Here is an 18,269-nt window from a genome sequence, read left to right as displayed (position 1 = left end):
TTATGTTAAAACCTACCTCCACGTCTTCCGCCTCCGCCAGATCTTGAGCGGTTGTAGTTTTGCGCTCCTCTGCTCCTGTTTTGGTAAGATCGATTTAGATCAGGTCTACTTTGCCCCGTTGAAGGACGAGTAGATGGCTTGGTTGCAGGTCTTGTAGTATTCGGTTTGGTAGAAGGCCGTGTATTTGGCGAAGATGGTCGTGTGCTTGGCGAAGATGGCCGTGTACTTGGCGTATTATTTTGCGGACGGGTTGCCTTGTTAGTTTTTTTGTCCCAACCTCCCTGTTTGTTTCGCTGGTACACATTTCCATTCCTATCTGTATAAACATTATTTTGCCGAGTAGAAGGCCTTGCCTTGCTATTCACATTTTTGTTTGGGAGATTCCCTTTTCTTATATCCCTAGTGGCTACCCCTTTTGGTCTTCTAGCATAAAGATTAGGGGACGGGTTGCGTTGCCCAGCTCTGTACCCGGCACGATACCCCGCTCTATATCCAGCGTGGTATCCTCTGTGATAACCATGTCGGTAGCCTCGGTAATAGCCTCTTGGGCCCCAGTAACCGTAGTGGTAAGGATGGCAACTCCAACCTATCCAACCATAGCCGAAGCTAATGGAAAACCCCCAACCTGTCCAGGGATTGTAGTGAACGCCATAACCCCAAGTGCATGGGCGAGGATAGTAATAATGCCCGTACCAAGGGCGATAGTAGTAGCCTGTTCCGTATACAACCACACCACTATACATATAAGAATAAGTATAACCAGGAGTGTAGCCAACATAGACTACCTCAGGTGTAGAATCGTAGATATAAACGTATTTTACATTATAAACGGGTGAATCTGCAGGTAGCTGATCTACCTCGCTAGGGCGGGTGTCAGAAACTGCCCATGGGCCCGTGGCCTTGTCTGATATGAACCAAATCCCATCATCAACGCAGTAGTATTTCCCTTTGATAAGAAGGACTGTTTTGTCTGTATTGGGCGCATAAGAGACATCTGTATTTGGAATTTTTTCGAACTTGGGCTCTCCATCATACTTTACTTCTACAGTTGTTTCCTTTCTGCTTACTGTGGCAGTTTGGGGAATGCTTTGCTCCAAGGCAGCATCGGTAGCTTCGGGCGTACCCGGAACGCTAGCCAGCACTGTGCTCATTTGCGACTCGGATGGGATTTTACTGAACTCCGCTGGCAAATCCTCTGGTTCCATAAATTTCCAATCGCCATCTGCCAAGGATTTAGAGTAATACCAACGGCCTCCCAAAAGCACATAATGGTTTTGGGAATCAATTTCCATAATGATATCACTTTCTGTGTTTTTTACATAAAGTAAAGTTGTTCCTTCTATAGAAGCATATTCAGGTTTGCCATCGGTGATAACCAGTTCCGAAGGTTTGGTAGAAACTATGATAGCCGGAGGTTCGATAGCTTGGGCACTTATAGAATCCAGTTCTCCTTCTTCTATGTTTTCAGTGGCAAACTTTTCGATGGTAGCAGGTACTTGTTCAGTTGCTTCCCAGCCAGATATTATATTAGCAGAAGTGTACCAAAACTTTCCGCCCTTCAGGTAGTATTTCTTTTTGTTGGCTTCTTTTACAATCAAAAAAGGGCTGTTCAACACAAACTCTATTTTTGAATTTTCATCTGTTTTAAATTGTGGTTCTCCATCTATGGAAATAAGCACAGAAGGGGACGTTCTAAAATATAGCTCAGGAGGCGTATTGTTCAATTTGTCAGAGGTGTGCTTGAGCCCTTCTATTTCTTCCATGCTGGCAATAAGGCGGTCGAGCGACATCTCCAAATCCCAGGTTTCAAACTCTTTGGTGAGGAACTGTTCTAATTTATCTAGTTGGGTTTTATCTTCAAGTTCGGGAAAATGCACACGGATAATATCAATCTTTTCAAGCGTTGCAGTTCTTAACTCTTTGTCGGTAGCCATGGTTGCTTTAAACCAGATAGCCCCAAAAACAAGGTTGCTGTCAGGAAGATTGATGGAAATTGCCATTCGGGCATCAATGATGTTATTTTCAAAGGCATCTAGCTGTGGCTGGTATAAAGTGATAAGGCCATCTTTAGTATCTATCTCTTTCGGCCACTCATACTTGAATTCTTGTGCATAGCTAGCAAACGAGAGGGCAAATATGAGCAGGGGAAGTATTCGCAATACAAAAAATCTCATAGTATTAGGTTTTAGTTTCAGCGTTATTGGTAAATATAAGTACTAAGTCCTTTCGAATAAGGGCTCGTGACATTAAATTATTGAATCCCTGTATTATAGAAAATCCCTTTCCATAGCGAGGTTTGCTACCGAAAGGGATTTTTTATGTTCTTCTAATGCATGATTGCTACTTTCAAACTTCAACCCAGCCACCGGTCTCGGCTGATTTGAAAATAGCGAGCAAGACTTTGGTGTTTTTGAGGGCGTCTTCGAAAGTGACAGGTACTTCTGTGTCGTCCAATATCGCTTTGGAGAAAGCATCGCCTTGGAGCTTGTACTGGTCGCCTGCATCAAACGCTATGGTTTCCCAAGTCTCTCTGAAAATGTCTCCTTTGTCTAGGAAAAGCTTGATAAGGCGCTTGTCTGGCGTGAAAGAGGTTTGGAATTCCAGACGGGCTTTTGTACCCGAAACGGAGAAAAACTGATGCCCACTCGCTTGGGTACTTACGGTAAAAATGGCTTGTTTCCCACCAGAAAACTCCATGATCACACTTGCCAAGCGGTCTGTTCCCATTTTTGGGTCATTATCGAGAGTAGCGACCAAACGGATGGGCTCTTCCCCAAATACATACCTCGTGGTGGTAACTGGATAGCAGCCAATATCCCACACACCGCCACCGCCATACTCTTTGATGTTTCGGATATTTTGCGGATCGTCATTGTAATATGAAAAAACAGCATGGATAAACCGGAGGTCTCCCAGTTCTCCACTTTGCGCCATTTCCCTCGCCTTTTTCCACTGCGGATGTGATTTTACCATAAAGGCTTCCCCTGCCTTCACACCACACTTATCCCGCACTTCTATCATTTTTTCCACTTCGGCTATGGTCAGTGCCAAAGGCTTTTCACATAGCACATGTTTTCCTGCTTCCATGGCTTTGGTTGTCCATTCTAGGTGCAAGTGGTTAGGGAGAGGATTGTAAATCGCATCAATTTCTGGATCAGCCAAAAGCTCATCGTAAGAGCCATAAGCCTTTGGAATCCCTAATTCTTTGGCGGCTTCTTCTGCTTGGGCAAGGTTGCGCGAGGCAATGGCTGTTATTTCACAATAGTCACCTTGCTGCATGGCAGGTATCACTCGGGTGCGTCCTATTTTGGCAGTACTGATAATTCCCCATTTTATCTTCATGATCGTTTTTGTTGTCTTTTGGTAAAAAAAGAAACGGGAAGTTAGGAAGAAGAAGATTTCAATTGCAAATTGGAGGGGTCGGAATTTCTAAAAAAAAGCTGATAACTTTTATAGTTACCAACTATATTTTATCGCCCTCATCTTCAATTCTAAGCTTTAAAATAACGTTTTATGTGTAATAGAGTTAGCAACCAAAGATTCTTTGGCTCGGAAATGGCTCTCAAAGCCTGAACATGAAAGCAATTTGTGCTATTTTTACATAGAAACAGATACGGGCAGCCTTATCGCTCCGGCGCAAGCCGGTGAGGAAAGTCCGGGCAGCACAGGGCACCGTACTTCCTAACAGGAAGGCACTGGCTTAGGCTAGTGACAGAAAGTGCAGCAGAAAAAATACCGCCTCGCTTCGGTGGGGTAAGGGTGAAATGGCGAGGTAAGAGCTCACCGCTCTGTTGGTGACAACAGGGGCATGGTAAACCTTACGGGCTGAAAGACCAAATAGGCTTTGCTTTTTTCCGCCTTGGTGGTTCGCCACCCGGCGGGATAGAAGGGCGGCTCGTCCAAAATCCGAAAGGAGAGTATAGTGGGTAGGTTGATTGAGCCAGTGGGCAACTGCTGGCCCAGATAAATGATAAGGACTCCCTAGGGAGTACAGAACCCGGCTTATATGCCCGTATTTGTTTTTTTAATGCACTCCATTTGCTAGACAAACGGTTATATTTAAAACAAGAAACCAATTTTTTTTAAAATCATATTATGGCGAAAATCCTCATAGTTGATGACGAAAAGAGCATCCGATACACCTTAAGGGATATTTTGGAATACGAAAAGTATGAAGTTGACGAAGCAAAAGATGGCGAAGAAGGCTTCGAAATGATCCAAAAAGGAAATTATGATGTAGTGCTTTGCGATATAAAAATGCCAAAGTTGGACGGAATAGAGCTGTTGGATAAGGCAATGGAGCTGGGCAAAGAGCTTCAGTTTATCATGATTTCTGCTTTTGGCACCATAGACCAAGCAGTAGAGGCTACCAAAAAAGGGGCATACGATTTTATTCCCAAGCCTCCAGATTTGAACCGTTTGCTCTTAGCGGTTCGCAATGCGCTCGACAAATCGGACTTGGTACAAGAAACCAAAGTGCTCAAGAAAAAGATTTATAAAGCTCACGATATAGTGGGCGAATCGCCTGCTATTTTGGAGGTGAAAGAGACAATAGATAAAGTTGCCCCAACCGAAGCAAGGGTGTTAATAACAGGACCAAACGGCTCGGGAAAAGAATTGGTTGCCAAGTGGCTACATGCTAAAAGTAACCGTTCTAAAGCTCCTTTGGTTGAAGTAAACTGTGCTGCTATTCCCGCGGAGCTAATAGAAAGCGAGCTTTTTGGCCACGAAAAAGGAGCATTTACCTCAGCTCACAAACAAAGAATAGGCAAGTTTGAGCAAGCCAATGGAGGCACGCTCTTTCTGGACGAAATTGGCGATATGAGCCTTTCGGCTCAGTCGAAAGTGCTGAGAGCTTTGCAGGAGCACAAGATCACACGAGTAGGAGGTGATAAAGAGATAAAGGTAAATGTGAGGGTGTTCGCCGCAACCAACAAAGATTTAAGGAAAGAAATAGCTGATGGGGAATTTAGGGAAGATTTGTACCACCGCCTTAGCGTAATAGTGGTGAAAGTCCCTGCACTCAACGACAGGCGCGACGATGTCCCTCTTTTGGTAGATAAATTCTTGCAAGACATAGCCAACGAGTATGGCGCTGCAAAAAAGACGGTAAGCGAAGAGGCAATTGAAAAACTAAAAGCCTACGACTGGTCGGGGAATATTCGGGAACTCCGAAATGTGATAGAAAGACTCATCATCATGAGCCAAGAAGAGATTTCAGGTGATGATGTAGTGAAGTATTTGTAAGAGAATTCCTACTAGTAAAATTGAAGCCATCCAAGTTTGGGTGGCTTTTTTTGTTAGTTGGGAGTAGGTTTGTGGGAAAGTCGATGTCAGCAAGGTTTGAGCGATATGCTCAGGTCGAGGGGGATGAACAAAAGTTAAAACTGGAATAAGATAATGAAGGTAAATACAATCACCATTTTGATAATTTGTTGTTTGTTTTTTTCAAATATTGTTTTTTCTCAAAAAAAAGAAAAACAATACTTAACACTGCCAACATATGAAATAAAAGACAGTAGTTTTCTATCTATTTGTGAGATGTGTTCATATTACAGCAATAAAGTATTCGGTAGAAAGAAAAACACTATTTGGGCACTTGATTTCTACAAAGTTAAGGGCGATACAACTTTCTATAATATCATTGGGACAGAATGGGAAGATTTTGATAATGAAGTGTTTTGGGATACAAATGAAGCTGGTATAGGGATTGTCAAATTTGAAAGCCATATTATTTTGATAAAACACCCGACTGTGCAATATTCTTTATCTTCATACCCTTTTTACTACTTCAATAATATTTTCACTAAAACAAATAAGGTTGCAGATATTGGTTTTGTTCCTGCGGGAAGTAATGACCTTTTTCATATGGATTTTTACAGAACCTCATTAGGCTTTGCTTGTTCCAATGTTTATTTTTTTAAAAATGGAAGAATTACTCCTAAGTCTTGTTTAAAACAGCCAAATCATGTTTTTGGTAGTAAAAAGTAGTCCGGCTGTCTCACTGTTTAAAGGTATGGGTATAAGTATAAGTTTTTTCATGTTTCCTGTCTTGGGTTATGATCTTTAGACAAGGTCAGCAAGTGGATACAAAAGCTTTTCTGTTAATCAAGGAGTAACGGCGTTAATCCCACTATCCAAGCCAGTACATTTTTCAAACTGCTCGTGTCCAAGGGTGCTTCAACACTACCTTAATTTGATAAGCAAGTTCATAAATAGCCTTTGATATTTATTGCAAGGATATATTTCCCCCTCCCTTTTTGCCTTTCTCGGTTTCATTCGCTTATTTTTCAGAATCATTCAACTCAAATAGGAAAAGAGCAGGAACGTATGAAAAATGAAAAAGGCATCCACGAGCTTTACAGAGAAGATCCGATAGAAGCCGACCGCCAACTTTGGGGTAGGGAAAGTGACCCAAATACCCGAAGGGGATTTTTGAAAAAAGGGGCTTTGGCTCTGATGGGAAGTGTATTGGGGGCAAAGGTAGCCTATGCCGACCTGATGCCCGCTGGGCTTATTCCCGCAGCACTTGCCCAAACCGATGAGCCTTTCAAACTAATAGGAAAGCACGAAGGACTCACCATCCTCAACGACAGACCTTGGAACGTGGAAACCCCTCCCCACCTACTTGATGACAAAAAAACGCCTGGCGATAAGCTTTTCATCCGAAACAATGGAGTTGTTCCTAAAAAGCCCGACCCTGAAACGTGGACGCTGACCATTGAGGGCGAATCTGCCAAGCAAAAAAAGACCTATACTTTCAAAGAGCTTAAGGAAAAATTTGAGCATCATACCTTCCAACTTACTATCGAATGTGGAGGGAATGGTAGGAGTGAATTTAACCCTCCTGCCAAGGGAAACCAGTGGACTACAGGCGCAGTCGGCTGCCCCGAATGGACTGGCGTAAAACTCAAAGATGTGCTGATGGATGTGGGGATAAAAGAGGATGCAGTGTACATTGGTTATTATGGAAAGGATACGCACCTGAGCGGTGATCCGAAGAAAGTGACTATTTCGAGGGGTGTACCTATTGAAAAAGCCTTGGAAGAAGAATCGCTGATTGCTTGGGCACTGAATGGGGAGGATCTGCCCCTGATGAACGGATACCCGCTGCGTTTGGTAATGGGCGGTTGGCCTGCCTCGGTTTCGGGCAAGTGGCTGGAAAGAATAGTAATCAGAAACAAGGAACATGACGGTACAAAGATGACAGGGATGTCGTACCGAGTACCTTGCAAGTCCGTAGCGCCAGGCACGGAAGTTCCCGAAGATGAAATGTGTATTATAGAATCGATGCCTGTAAAATCGCTGATAACCTACCCAAAATCTGGGGCGGTGATTAAGCCTGAACGAGTGCTAGAAGTCCGGGGGCATGCGTGGGCTGGTGACTTTGAAGTGAGCGGCATGGAAGTGTCGATCGACTTTGGGGCTACTTGGCAAAAATGCAGCTTGGAAAAGCCTGTCAACCGCTTAGCTTGGCAACATTGGGAAGCAAAAATCAAGTTCCCCGCCAAGGGATATTACGAGGTATGGGCAAAAGCAACAGACAGCCAAGGCAAATCTCAACCAATGGTAGTTCCGGGCTGGAACCCACGGGGCTATCTTAATAATGCCTGCCACCGTATTGCGGTAAAAGTTGTGTAAAATATAATGCATTGCGTTTTGCACAATATGTCATTTACATTGATTATCAAATATTTAAACCAATGGTTTTAGTTAAAAATATCACCTTATGGCTAGCCATCGCCCTTCTGGGAGCGATAGCTATTTCCTGCAGCTCCAAAACGGAGGAAAGCCAAACAGAAATTCCTATTGCGCTAGCCGAAGAAGTTACGAAGCCCGATAGTGTAGATGAACAGGGGCTAATTGTAGACGATGGTTACTTATTGGTTCGGACAAATTGCATCAGCTGCCATTCTCTGAATTTGGTGACCCAAAATAGGGCAACACGCGATGGCTGGAAAAGTATGATTCGCTGGATGCAGAAAGAGCAAAAGTTATGGGATTTGGGACCTAACGAAGATAAAATCTTAGATTATTTGGCAAAAAATTATGCGCCTGAGCAAACGGGAAGGAGAGTTCCACTAGAAAATGTAGAATGGTATGAGTTAGAAGAGTAGGTCTTTTGTTAATTGTGTTGGTCTGAAGGAAGTCAATTAGACGAATTGGGATGGTTTTGGCGTTGTGTTTGCAAGTGTTAACACAAAGCTGGTAACAGTCTTCAGTATTTTTTAAAGGTTCTATCCAATCTTTTCAACCAAACACAAACAAATGAAAAACTTGATTTTAGCCATTGCCGTACTTGTAGTTTTTGCATCGTGCAGCAGCAATGATGTTGACCCAACCGACTTTAATATTTTGAGCAATTTACCTGCGGATACGGGTGGCATCCAGAAACCTTTTTACCTTGGAAGCACCACCTCTCCTTATGGGTTTTATGCGTACACCCCAAGCAGCTACACTGCCGATGGTGCAGAGTTTCCCCTCATTATTTTTCTACACGGGTCGGGTGAGCGAGGAAATAGCCAAACAGACCAAGCGAAGTTGGATTTGGTATTGAGAAATGGCCCACCTATGATGATCAAAAAAGAAAAATGGAATCCAACATATCCTGCATTGGTAGTTTCCCCTCAGTGCCACGATGGTGGTTGGAATGCTGATAAACTCCATGAATTTATAGAATTCTTGGTGAAGACCTACCAAGTAAATGAATCGCGGATTTACCTCACAGGTTTGAGCATGGGCGGTGGCGGAACATTTACCTACCTCACCGAAAAAGGAAGCGAAGCGTATGTGGCTGCGGCAGTTCCAATTTGCGGTTGGGCAAATGCCAACAAGGCTGAGGGCATGAAACATATCCCCGTTTGGACGTTCCACGGCGATAAAGATACGACGGTGAAGCCGGGCAGCGCCATGAACATGATTTCAAAAATAAATGAACTTACTCCAAAAGTTCCAGCCAAGCTTACTATCTATCCGGGTGTTGGCCACAATTCATGGTCAAAAACCTATGATGGAACAGGCATGGGAACGGAAAGTGCCGAGTACGATGCTTTCAGCGTAAGTATCTACGATTGGATGTTCCAATACCAGCGAGAAATTTCGGTAGAAGTGGTTGCTGAGTAAGAAAGATATGTGCTGCTTTTTCAAATAGGGCACGAACCGGAGGTTCGCGCTAGTGAAGACAATAAAAAAGTACGGGGCATCCCTCATGAGAGATGCCCCGTACTTTTTTGAGTTTATTTTTTACTTGCAACCCTAAATCTGCTCATCGTAAGCCCAGTCGATTTTGTCTTTCATATCTTTGATGGCGATGCCGAGTTCTTTGCAGTTTGCCCTTATCTCATCTACTTTTCCGTAGTCCTTGGCTTCTTTGGCAACCTTATATTCTTTCAACACCAAGCCCAACATTTTTTCAAACCCACTTGGTTTTTCCTCTTTTAGGCCCAACACTTCGGTGGTAAATACTTGAAGGGTGTTTATCATTTTATCGAACAACTCTTTGCCCAACTCGGCAGGTTTCAGTTGCCCCAAGTGAACAGAGTTGATTTTCTTAAGCAAGTTGAACAAGCCTGCAATAGCTACAGCCGTATTCAAATCGTCGTTCATTCCTCGGTAAATTCCGTTGACTATGCTCTCGACTTGCTTTGCAGCTTTCTCATTGATTTCTACTCCTTCTTCTTCAACATAAGTCAGTTTTTGAGCTGTTCTCAAGCCATTCATCAATTTCAAATAACCTTTTGAAGCTGCTTTCAATGCTTCGTTGGAGAGGTCCATAGTGCTGCGGTAATGCGTTTGCAACATGAAGAAGCGCAAGGTCATAGGGCTATATGCTTGGTCGAGCAAGTCGTGCGAACCAGTAAAAAGTTCGTTAGGTAAAACAGCATTTCCCACAGATTTGCCCATTCGCTGACCGTTGATGGTGAGCATGTTGGTGTGCATCCAATATTTAACAGGATCTTGCCCATTTGCAGCAGTTCCTTGGGCTATTTCGCATTCGTGGTGTGGGAATTTCAAATCCATTCCGCCGCCGTGGATATCGAAAGTCTTTCCAAGGTATTTGTTGCTCATCACAGAGCACTCAAGGTGCCAGCCTGGGAAGCCTACGCCCCAAGGCGAGTCCCAGCGCATGATATGTTCGGGCGAAGCTTTTTTCCAAAGGGCAAAATCGATGCTGTCACGCTTCTCTTCTTGTCCGTCTAGTTCTCGTGTTCCTGCTCCAGCCATCAATTCATCTAACACTCTTCCCGAAAGCTTGCCGTAGTCGTTGCCTTCGTTGTACTTGCGTACATCAAAATAAACCGATCCGTTTATTTCATAGGCCAAGCCTTTTTCCAAAAGCGTTTGTACCAGTTCAATTTGCTCTAGGATATGACCAGTAGCCGAAGGTTCGATGCTAGGAGGTAAGTTATTGAGCTTTTCCATCACTCGGTGGAAGTCCGTGGTATAGCGTTGCGCTATCTCCATCGGTTCCAAGTTTTCCAGCTTTGCTTTCTTCCCAATCTTGTCTTCTCCTTCGTCGGCATCGCCTACCAAGTGCCCCACATCTGTGATATTACGGACATACCTCACCTTGTACCCGCTGTGCAGCAAGTACCTATACATGATATCAAAAGCGGTAAAAGTACGGCAGTTGCCCAAATGCACATCGCTATAGACCGTAGGTCCGCATACGTACATGCCCACGTAAGGAGCACTTATTGGGGTAAACACCTCTTTTTCCCTTGATAAGGTATTGTATATTTTCAGTTCTTGTTGCATCGGGCAAAATTAAGTAAATTCTTTGATTAGCTAAAAAAAACAACTGAATCAATAAGCCCGAAAATGAGGAAAGGGTTTTGATAATTTCTGTTAAAAGTCAATAATCCTCTTTACATCCCCTATCTTTGCCCCATTCTAGGCTATTTTGGCAACATAAATGTAGTTTCGTGTCTATGCCGACAAAGTGGTTTAAACAGGGAAATCAGCTAATACAATGAAAAAAATATTTACGCTTTTTGTAGCAATTTTTGCGTTATGCTCTATTTCGTTCGCCCAATCTAACAAGGCTAACTTCAAGAAATACGAGTACGGAAAATCATTGCTAAATAATGAACAATACCTCCAAGCCATGGAAGTTTTCCGTTCTTTGGCTTCGGTTCAAACCGAAAACCCTTATTTGGAGCATGCCCTATATTTCTTTGGGTATAGTGCCTATCAGTCGGGAAAAAATGATGTGGCAAAAAATGCGCTGCTAGAGCTAGCCTTCAAACATCCGCAGTGGGATAAAATCCAAGATGCCTATTATGTATTGGCGTTGATAGAGTTCAAAGAAGAAAATTTTATCCAAGGCTATGAACATCTTAAAAAGATTACCGACCCAAAATTTGCCGATGATGTTGAAAACTTGATCAATAACGGTTTGGCAAACCAGCCTGTTTCTACATTGGGCAACCTTTATATGAATTATCCCTCCGATAAGCTCGCCAAAATCACTTGGGATGCCCTCCAAAAAGTAGAAGTATACCCAAACCACAAAGAAATTTATGAGTTGCTGCAAGAAGAGCTTGGATTAGCCGATTCTTCTGGAATGGCTACCGAAATAAAATCTATCAAAAGAGAAGTATATTCGGTAGCGGTTGTGCTTCCTTTTTTTGAAAAAGAAACAAACGTCGAGTCTTTTGACAGAAAAAATCAAGCTGTGCTGGATATTTACCAAGGTATAGCCGTAGCCCAAGAAAAACTTGCCGAGGAAAATATTCAAATAGAACTGCTTGCTTTCGATACCGAAAAGGATAGCTTAAAAACCATCGATCTTCTTACCGATCCTGGTTTTAGGAATGTAGATATGTTCATTGGCCCACTTTATGGCAATACCATCCCTGTAGTAGCCGATTATGCAGGTACGTTTGGTAAGGTAATGATAAATCCTGTTTCTTCTAACGAGAAAATTATCACGGGAAATCCATATGCATTTTTAACTTCTTCTACCAAAGCGACACAGGCTCGCCGTGCCGCAGATTATGCTTTCGATTCTTTGGCTAGCCAAGAAGTATATATTATTTCTGGGCTTTCGGCTACCGATGCCGCCATGGCAGATGTGTATGCCCGCCATTTTGAAAGCAAAGGAGGGAAGGTTGTGCTCAAGCAGTATTTCGATTACAGCAAAGAAGGTTTTGAGATGATGTTAAAGGATTTTGAGCCGCTGGCAGAAGACAGCCTTCCACATGTTTTTGTAAGTAGTTCCGATCCTGTTGTAGCAGTAAACACGGTAAGCGCTTTGCAAAACCTCCAAGCCAATATCAACATTATTGCTCCATCCGAATGGCTGGATTTTAGGCAATTGACCTATAAGCAAATGGAGAGGAACAAGGTTCATTTTATCTACCCAAGGTATGTAGATTCGAGTAAGCCACTTACCAAGGATTTTGAACGCCGCTATGTGAACAAAAACAACCTGATTCCATCGGCATATGCCTATATGGGTTACGAAACCATGTATTTCTTTGGGAAAATGCTGCATAAATACGGCACAGGTTTTTATGCCGACCTTCATACGCAAAAATTTGTGCCTGGTCATATTTTGACAGGCTTTGATTATGAAGGAGGAAACGACAATCAGTTTGTGACTATCTTGAAATTTGAAGAAGGGCTTTTGAAAATTGTGAATTACCCTCAACCAACTGAGGAAGAAGAAAGCCCGAACGAATAAACACCTTATTCGCAAAATAACTGGAGTATGGAAAAGAAGAAGTTGAGTAAAGAATTATACCAATTCCTTTCGGAATACATCACCGAGCATAAACGAGTCATGTTCGAGGAGATTTCCTCCAAGCGTACCCGTCATATTACCGTAGTGATGGAAGATATTTACCAATCGCAAAATGCAAGTGCGGTGGTTCGTACTTGTGATTGTTTTGGTATTCAAGATGTGCATGTGATAGAAAACCAAAATGAGTACGTGATCAACCGAGATGTGGTGAGGGGAGCTGCCAACTGGGTGGATATCCACAAGTACGAAACCGCAGATGAAGCCATTTCTGCGCTGAAAGGCAATGGTTATTTGATAGCTGCTACTACGCCAGGCAAAGCTTCTATTTCTCTCGACGAGCTTCCTATCGACCATAAAGTAGCTGTGGTTTTTGGTACAGAACAAACTGGAATAAGTGAAAAGGTTGCAGCCGCAGCAGATGTCAGTATCAAAATCCCCATGTTTGGCTTTACCGAAAGTTTCAATATATCGGTAAGTGCGGCTATTTGCCTTAATCATATGGTTACCAAATTGCACAAATCGAACCTCGACTGGCAGCTCAGTGAAGAGGAAATATGGGATTTGAAAGCCGATTGGGCAGAAAAGACCATTAAGAAAGGGGAGATAATGGTGAAGGAGTTTTATAACAAGTACAACAAATAACCTAGTAACTCTTCTGCAAAAGATGGCCAAACGAACTTTGCTGCTCCAAATGAAGTTTCTCTTGGCTAAACATCAAACTTTTCAAATCAACTACAAATGAAATTAGACATATTGGTATTGGCTGCTCATCCCGACGATGCAGAGCTTTCTTGTTCAGGAACCATTGCTCGCCATGTAGCACAAGGCAAAAAAGTAGGGATTGTTGATTTTACCAAAGGAGAAATGGGCACACGAGGAACTCCGCAGCTCAGGATGGAAGAAGCAGCAGCAGCGGCAAAAGTGCTCGGGCTTTCGGCGAGGGAAAACTTGGGGTTCAGCGATGTATTTTATACAAACGATAAAGAGCATCAGCTAGAAGTAGCCAAAATGGTTAGAAAGTATCAGCCAGAAATTGTGCTTGCCAATGCCGTAGATGACCGCCATCCTGACCATGGAAAAGGAGCTCGCTTAGCAACAGATGCTTGTTTTATTAGCGGGCTAGCTAAAGTAGAAACAAGGCTCGAAGGAGAAATCCAACAAGCTTGGAGACCTTCTAAAGTGTTTCATTATGTGCAGAGCAAATATATTGAGCCAGATTTTGTAGTGGATATTAGTGATTTTTGGGAAACCAAAGTTGCATCGATCAAGGCTTTCCAAAGTCAGTTTTTTGTAGGAGATAAAAGTACAGAAGGAGCACAAACCTTTATTTCCACACCTAAGTTTATGAAGTTTATAGAATCGAGAGCGAGGGAATACGGTCAGCTCGGCGGAGTAGAATACGCTGAGGGTTTTACCAAAGAACTTCCCTTGGTCATGAAAGATTTATTTGATTTTGTATAAATAGAACCATCCTATGGATTCTATAAAAAAGTACCTTCCCGCACTAGGAGTTACCCTTTCAGTAGTTATTTATGTGAAGCTCGGGTATTTCCACCAAAGATCAGACTTTGGAGCGATGATGGTGCTTTTTTCCTTGCTGTTTGCCTTAACTTTTGCACTTTATCGCAGTAGTCTGTCTACCAAAAAGCTCATTTATGTCGGTGTGTTTTTCAGGCTCTTGTTGCTATTTGTTCTCCCCAACCTTTCCGACGATTACTTTCGCTTTCTTTGGGACGGTCGCTTGAGCCTTGCCGGGATGAATCCGTACGTGTACCTTCCTTCTGAATTGATGGGCTCCAACATTTCAGTGCAAGGAATTGACGCATCTCTCTTTTCCCAACTCAACTCTCCCGAGTATTTTACCATCTATCCTCCAGTGCTGCAAGGGGTGTTTTTTATAGGAGCAGTTGCCAGTCCCTTAGGGGATTTATTGCCTGGCGTAGTAGCTATGCGGCTTACGATAGTCTTGGCTGAGATAGCTACGCTTTGGGTCATTCCTAAATTGCTTCAAGTAGTGGGGCAGCCTCAGCGGAATATTTTATTCTATGCCTTGAACCCTTTGGTGGTAGTAGAGTTGGTAGGCAACCTGCATTTCGAGGCACTTATGATTTGCTTTTTGCTGTTTGCGTTGTATTTCATTCAAAAGGAAAAAATCCTCCTTTCAGCAGTTTTTATGGCACTTTCAATCACTGCAAAGCTGGTTCCTTTAATGTTCCTTCCACTCTTCTTCTTTTACTTGGGATGGAAGAAAAGCATCAAGTTTTATTTTATTACAGGCTTTTTTACCCTCCTAGCTTTTTTGCCATTTCTAAGCGTAGAGCTTGTGGAGCACATAGGGAATAGCGTCGATTTGTACTTCCGAAAATTTGAGTTCAATGCCAGTATCTATTATGTGGTGAGGTGGATAGGATATCATGTGAGGGGCTATAATATTATCCAGACCGCAGGTCCGCGTCTATCGTTGGCAACCTTAGTTTTCATCTTAGTGTTGATGGTAAACCAGCGCAATAGTTTCAAGGACTTGTTACTCAAAATGCTGCTTTCCTTGAGCGTTTACTTCTTTTTGGCTACCATCGTCCATCCTTGGTATGTTACTGGCGTAATGTTACTTTGTGTCTTTACCCAATTCCGCTTTGGGCTAATGTGGTCATTTTTAGCCTTGTTTTCCTATGCGGCTTACCGTTCCTCTAGTTATGCGGAAAACCTATGGTTGGTGGGTGCTGAATATATTATAGTTTACGCTTGGCTATGTTACGAAGTCGTGGTATACCTTAATATTGGTAAGGAAAAAGCGGAAATAGTAAGTTTTTTTATGAGGATATGGGGGAAAATTAGGCATAATCGGCTATTCGAGTAATTTTTCCGAAGTATTCTATCAAAAACATTTTTTTAATTCCGAATCATTGTTTCTTTTGTAGCAAGAAAAGAAGCTATCTAATGTTTTAGTTTATTAGCGAAAATAGACCATTTGTGGCATGAGGTAACAACTTTAGACAGCTTCTAACAAACAATTCTGTTTCTGTAATTTTAAACCTAATCATAGATCGTATGAGTGAAGTATCAACAAATGACAGAATCGAGAAAGCTTGTGTAAATGCCCGGGACAAATTTGAAAAACTGGGTGAGGATTTTAGTGAAGTAAAAGGGAAACTGGACTGGGTCCTAGGCAGCTATGCCAACGATGGCAACCCTGAAGGGCTTTACGAAGTAGGAGGCATTGCTCTTAGCTCATTAACAGCTTACAAAAAGCAAAAGCCACGTCAAGTTTCGAAAAAGCTGATTGAGGATTTGGAAAAAGCTTTAAAGGAGCAATAGAAATCCAATTACAGACTCGATTTTTTTTACGCACCTCTTTAACTGCTAGCCAGTTTCATCATTCAGGAAAGTCAAAAGGTAGTTGCCAGTCCGGGCGAAATCGGCTGGCAATTTTTTTTTTGCCTATTTTTTCGCACAACTTGCAGAGTTGTTCTTACCAATATACCCCTAGTGCTCTTTTACTTCTTCATTCCTAGCACATCATCAAACTATCTGTTGTCTTTCGAGTTTTCTGTGCCGCTACTATACAACGGCAGGCTTTCAAAAGCGCACTGGGGAAAGAGGGCAAAGGCAAGACCGAAATGGCTGGTGCGTTGGGTGGCTTGGCTGCACGGGGCGAGCCTTGCGTGAGTGCGCCCAAATAATCTTTACTCTTACAACATTATTTAGACTAGTTCTAAATGTTTGGGCTCTCAACAAAGTAGTTGTCTGGACGGGGGAAAAACAGAGGTTTGCCCTATAGGTTGAGTGCAAACATTCCCAATGGCTTTTGTGCGTTAAAATCGCTGTTTTTCCCTTTTTAAGGCGGTTTTTTCGGGTGATAAAAGCCAAGGAAAAAGCTAATGAATATCATATTTTACGGGTGTTGGCTTCTTTATTTTTACGGATATCAAAACCCATAAAGGAATCAAAATGTCACTCGACAAAGAAATAGCACACAGAGGTATAGTACGGTCGGTTGGGAAGAAAAGCATTGAGGTAAGCTTAGTGAAAGTTTCCGCTTGCTCAGCTTGCCATGTGAAATCTTCTTGTGGTGTGGCCGATGCCGAAGCGAAAGTGGTTGAGGTACAAGCCAACAAAGGGGAATATAAGGTAGGTGAAGAGGTAGAAGTGAAATTTAACCAAGCTACGGGTTTCAAAGCCCTTTTTTATGGCTACCTCCTTCCATTCTTATTGGTATTGTCTGCCCTTATTATTGGGACTAGCCTTGAGTTAAAAGAAGAAGTTTCAGGATTGATTTCCCTTGCAGTTTTGCTGCCGTATTATTTAGGACTTTACCTTACAAGGAAGATGATGAAAAGCTCATTTAGCTTCAGAGTGAGCCGAGTAGTATAGTACCTCTGTTGAGGTAGAAAATGAAAAGAAAACATAGATCAGATATAGAACAAAGTTAATATGAGCCCCACCATTCTTTATACCATCGCTGTTGTGAGCAGCCTAGGCGCTGTAGCAGCCCTCATTTTATATTTTGTATCCACCAAGTTTAAGGTAGTGGAAGATCCCCGCATCGACGATGTGGAGGCAGCTTTGCCCGGTGCCAATTGCGGTGGCTGTGGCTATCCTGGTTGCCGCGGCTTTGCCGAAGCATTGGTAAGGGAGCAAGACCTCGATAGGTTGCATTGCCCTCCTGGTGGCAATGAGACCATGAGCGAGGTTGCAGATATTTTGGGGCTTCAGGCGGTGGAAAAAGACCCGTATGTAGCGGTAGTCCGTTGCTCGGGTTCGGTGGAGCACCGAGAGAAAACCAATTTGTACGATGGCGTGAGTTCTTGTACGATAGCGGCCCAGCTTTACAGCGGTGATACGGGCTGTGCCCACGGTTGCCTTGGGCTTGGCGAATGTGTGGATGCTTGTACCTTCGATGCTATGTACATGGATGAAAAAACGGGTTTGCCTGTAGTAATCCAAGACAAGTGTACTGCCTGTAATGCCTGCGTAACGGCTTGCCCGAAAGACATTATGGAGCTTAGGCCGATGGGGCGTAGGAACAGGAGGATTTATGTTTCTTGTATGAACGAGGAAAAAGGTGGAGTTGCCAAAAAGCACTGTTCTTCGGCATGTACAGCTTGTAGCAAATGTGAGGATGTATGTAAATACGATGCGGTTACGGTTGAAAACAACTTGGCTTATATAGATGCCGATCTGTGTAAACTTTGTCAAAAATGTGTGGATGTCTGTGCTTCGGAAGTAATCCAAGCTGTGAACTTCCCACCTAAAAAAGTGCGCCCACCAAAAGAGGAAAAACCAAAAAGAGAAAGAGCATCTCGTGCTGAAAAAGCCCAAGCGGTACCAACTGAAGCACCAGCTCAAGCTACAGGCACTGTGGACGTGGTAGCGATGGCTGCCGAAAACCTCAAAAAAGAAGAGAAAAAAGACTCGACTGACGAAAAAGATAAGGAATAAATTTTTAGGTAAGCACTGTCCTGAAGCGGTGTTTATTTTATACATAACACTAAATTATTTACCAATAAGCTAGGTTGGAATA

General features: G+C 42.9%; 15 protein-coding genes and 1 other RNA gene. 13 read left to right on the top strand and 3 right to left on the bottom strand.

Features of this window, described 5'->3' with window-relative positions:
* Positions 1 to 5 precede the first annotated feature (5 nt).
* On the bottom strand, positions 6 to 2,174 hold the full coding sequence (locus R9C00_24075) for a hypothetical protein (protein ID WPO34779.1): 2,169 nt from the start codon (positions 2,172 to 2,174) through the stop codon (positions 6 to 8).
* 172 nt (positions 2,175 to 2,346) lie between these two features.
* Positions 2,347 to 3,342, bottom strand: coding sequence for a Gfo/Idh/MocA family oxidoreductase (locus tag R9C00_24070; GenBank protein WPO34778.1), 996 nt, complete (start codon positions 3,340 to 3,342; stop codon positions 2,347 to 2,349).
* A gap of 268 nt (positions 3,343 to 3,610) precedes the next feature.
* Between R9C00_24070 and rnpB the strand changes: the two genes are divergently transcribed.
* The 6 genes from rnpB to R9C00_24040 all read left to right on the top strand — a co-directional run bounded on the left by rnpB (position 3,611) and on the right by R9C00_24040 (position 9,123).
* Positions 3,611 to 4,021, top strand: an RNA gene (gene rnpB / locus R9C00_24065) — RNase P RNA component class A.
* A 74-nt stretch (positions 4,022 to 4,095) separates the two neighbouring features.
* Entirely contained in the window at positions 4,096 to 5,247 is a 1,152-nt protein-coding gene (locus R9C00_24060; protein ID WPO34777.1) for a sigma-54 dependent transcriptional regulator, read from the top strand.
* A gap of 153 nt (positions 5,248 to 5,400) precedes the next feature.
* Complete coding sequence (locus R9C00_24055) at positions 5,401 to 5,991, top strand: hypothetical protein (GenBank protein WPO34776.1); 591 nt, start codon at positions 5,401 to 5,403, stop codon at positions 5,989 to 5,991.
* 468 nt (positions 5,992 to 6,459) lie between these two features.
* Positions 6,460 to 7,641, top strand: coding sequence for a sulfite oxidase (locus tag R9C00_24050; GenBank protein WPO38791.1), 1,182 nt, complete (start codon positions 6,460 to 6,462; stop codon positions 7,639 to 7,641).
* A 62-nt stretch (positions 7,642 to 7,703) separates the two neighbouring features.
* Entirely contained in the window at positions 7,704 to 8,117 is a 414-nt protein-coding gene (locus R9C00_24045) for a hypothetical protein (protein ID WPO34775.1), read from the top strand.
* Positions 8,118 to 8,268: 151 nt separating this feature from the next.
* The gene (locus tag R9C00_24040; protein WPO34774.1) at positions 8,269 to 9,123 is read left to right on the top strand and encodes a dienelactone hydrolase family protein; all 855 of its coding nucleotides are present in this window, start codon (positions 8,269 to 8,271) and stop codon (positions 9,121 to 9,123) included.
* 132 nt (positions 9,124 to 9,255) lie between these two features.
* On the opposite strand, the gene cysS is transcribed toward R9C00_24040, so the two are convergent.
* Positions 9,256 to 10,758, bottom strand: coding sequence for a cysteine--tRNA ligase (gene cysS / locus R9C00_24035; GenBank protein WPO34773.1), 1,503 nt, complete (start codon positions 10,756 to 10,758; stop codon positions 9,256 to 9,258).
* 214 nt (positions 10,759 to 10,972) lie between these two features.
* Here cysS and R9C00_24030 point away from each other — a divergent pair, with 214 nt between their 5' ends.
* The 7 genes from R9C00_24030 to R9C00_24000 all read left to right on the top strand — a co-directional run bounded on the left by R9C00_24030 (position 10,973) and on the right by R9C00_24000 (position 18,187).
* Positions 10,973 to 12,688 carry an ABC transporter substrate-binding protein gene (locus R9C00_24030; GenBank protein WPO34772.1) on the top strand — a complete coding sequence of 572 codons (1,716 nt, stop codon included), beginning with the start codon at positions 10,973 to 10,975 and terminating at the stop codon, positions 12,686 to 12,688.
* Positions 12,689 to 12,715: 27 nt separating this feature from the next.
* Positions 12,716 to 13,390, top strand: coding sequence for an RNA methyltransferase (locus R9C00_24025; GenBank protein WPO34771.1), 675 nt, complete (start codon positions 12,716 to 12,718; stop codon positions 13,388 to 13,390).
* 96 nt (positions 13,391 to 13,486) lie between these two features.
* Positions 13,487 to 14,209 carry a bacillithiol biosynthesis deacetylase BshB1 gene (gene bshB1 / locus R9C00_24020; GenBank protein ID WPO34770.1) on the top strand — a complete coding sequence of 241 codons (723 nt, stop codon included), beginning with the start codon at positions 13,487 to 13,489 and terminating at the stop codon, positions 14,207 to 14,209.
* A 13-nt stretch (positions 14,210 to 14,222) separates the two neighbouring features.
* Positions 14,223 to 15,605, top strand: coding sequence for a hypothetical protein (locus tag R9C00_24015; GenBank protein ID WPO34769.1), 1,383 nt, complete (start codon positions 14,223 to 14,225; stop codon positions 15,603 to 15,605).
* A gap of 191 nt (positions 15,606 to 15,796) precedes the next feature.
* A complete protein-coding gene (locus tag R9C00_24010) occupies positions 15,797 to 16,063 on the top strand; it encodes a hypothetical protein (GenBank protein ID WPO34768.1) in 267 nt (88 codons plus the stop codon).
* Positions 16,064 to 16,696: 633 nt separating this feature from the next.
* Complete coding sequence (locus tag R9C00_24005; protein ID WPO34767.1) at positions 16,697 to 17,119, top strand: SoxR reducing system RseC family protein; 423 nt, start codon at positions 16,697 to 16,699, stop codon at positions 17,117 to 17,119.
* A 60-nt stretch (positions 17,120 to 17,179) separates the two neighbouring features.
* Positions 17,180 to 18,187 (top strand): RnfABCDGE type electron transport complex subunit B, encoded by a 1,008-nt coding sequence (locus tag R9C00_24000; GenBank protein WPO34766.1) that lies wholly within the window; start codon positions 17,180 to 17,182, stop codon positions 18,185 to 18,187.
* Positions 18,188 to 18,269 lie beyond the last annotated feature (82 nt).

It is taken from the genome of Flammeovirgaceae bacterium SG7u.111 (assembly GCA_034044135.1).
In the GTDB taxonomy this organism is placed as follows: Bacteria; Bacteroidota; Bacteroidia; order Cytophagales; family Flammeovirgaceae.
The sequence above is the reverse complement of the archived record's forward strand: the minus strand, read 5'-3'. Positions and strand labels throughout refer to the sequence as shown.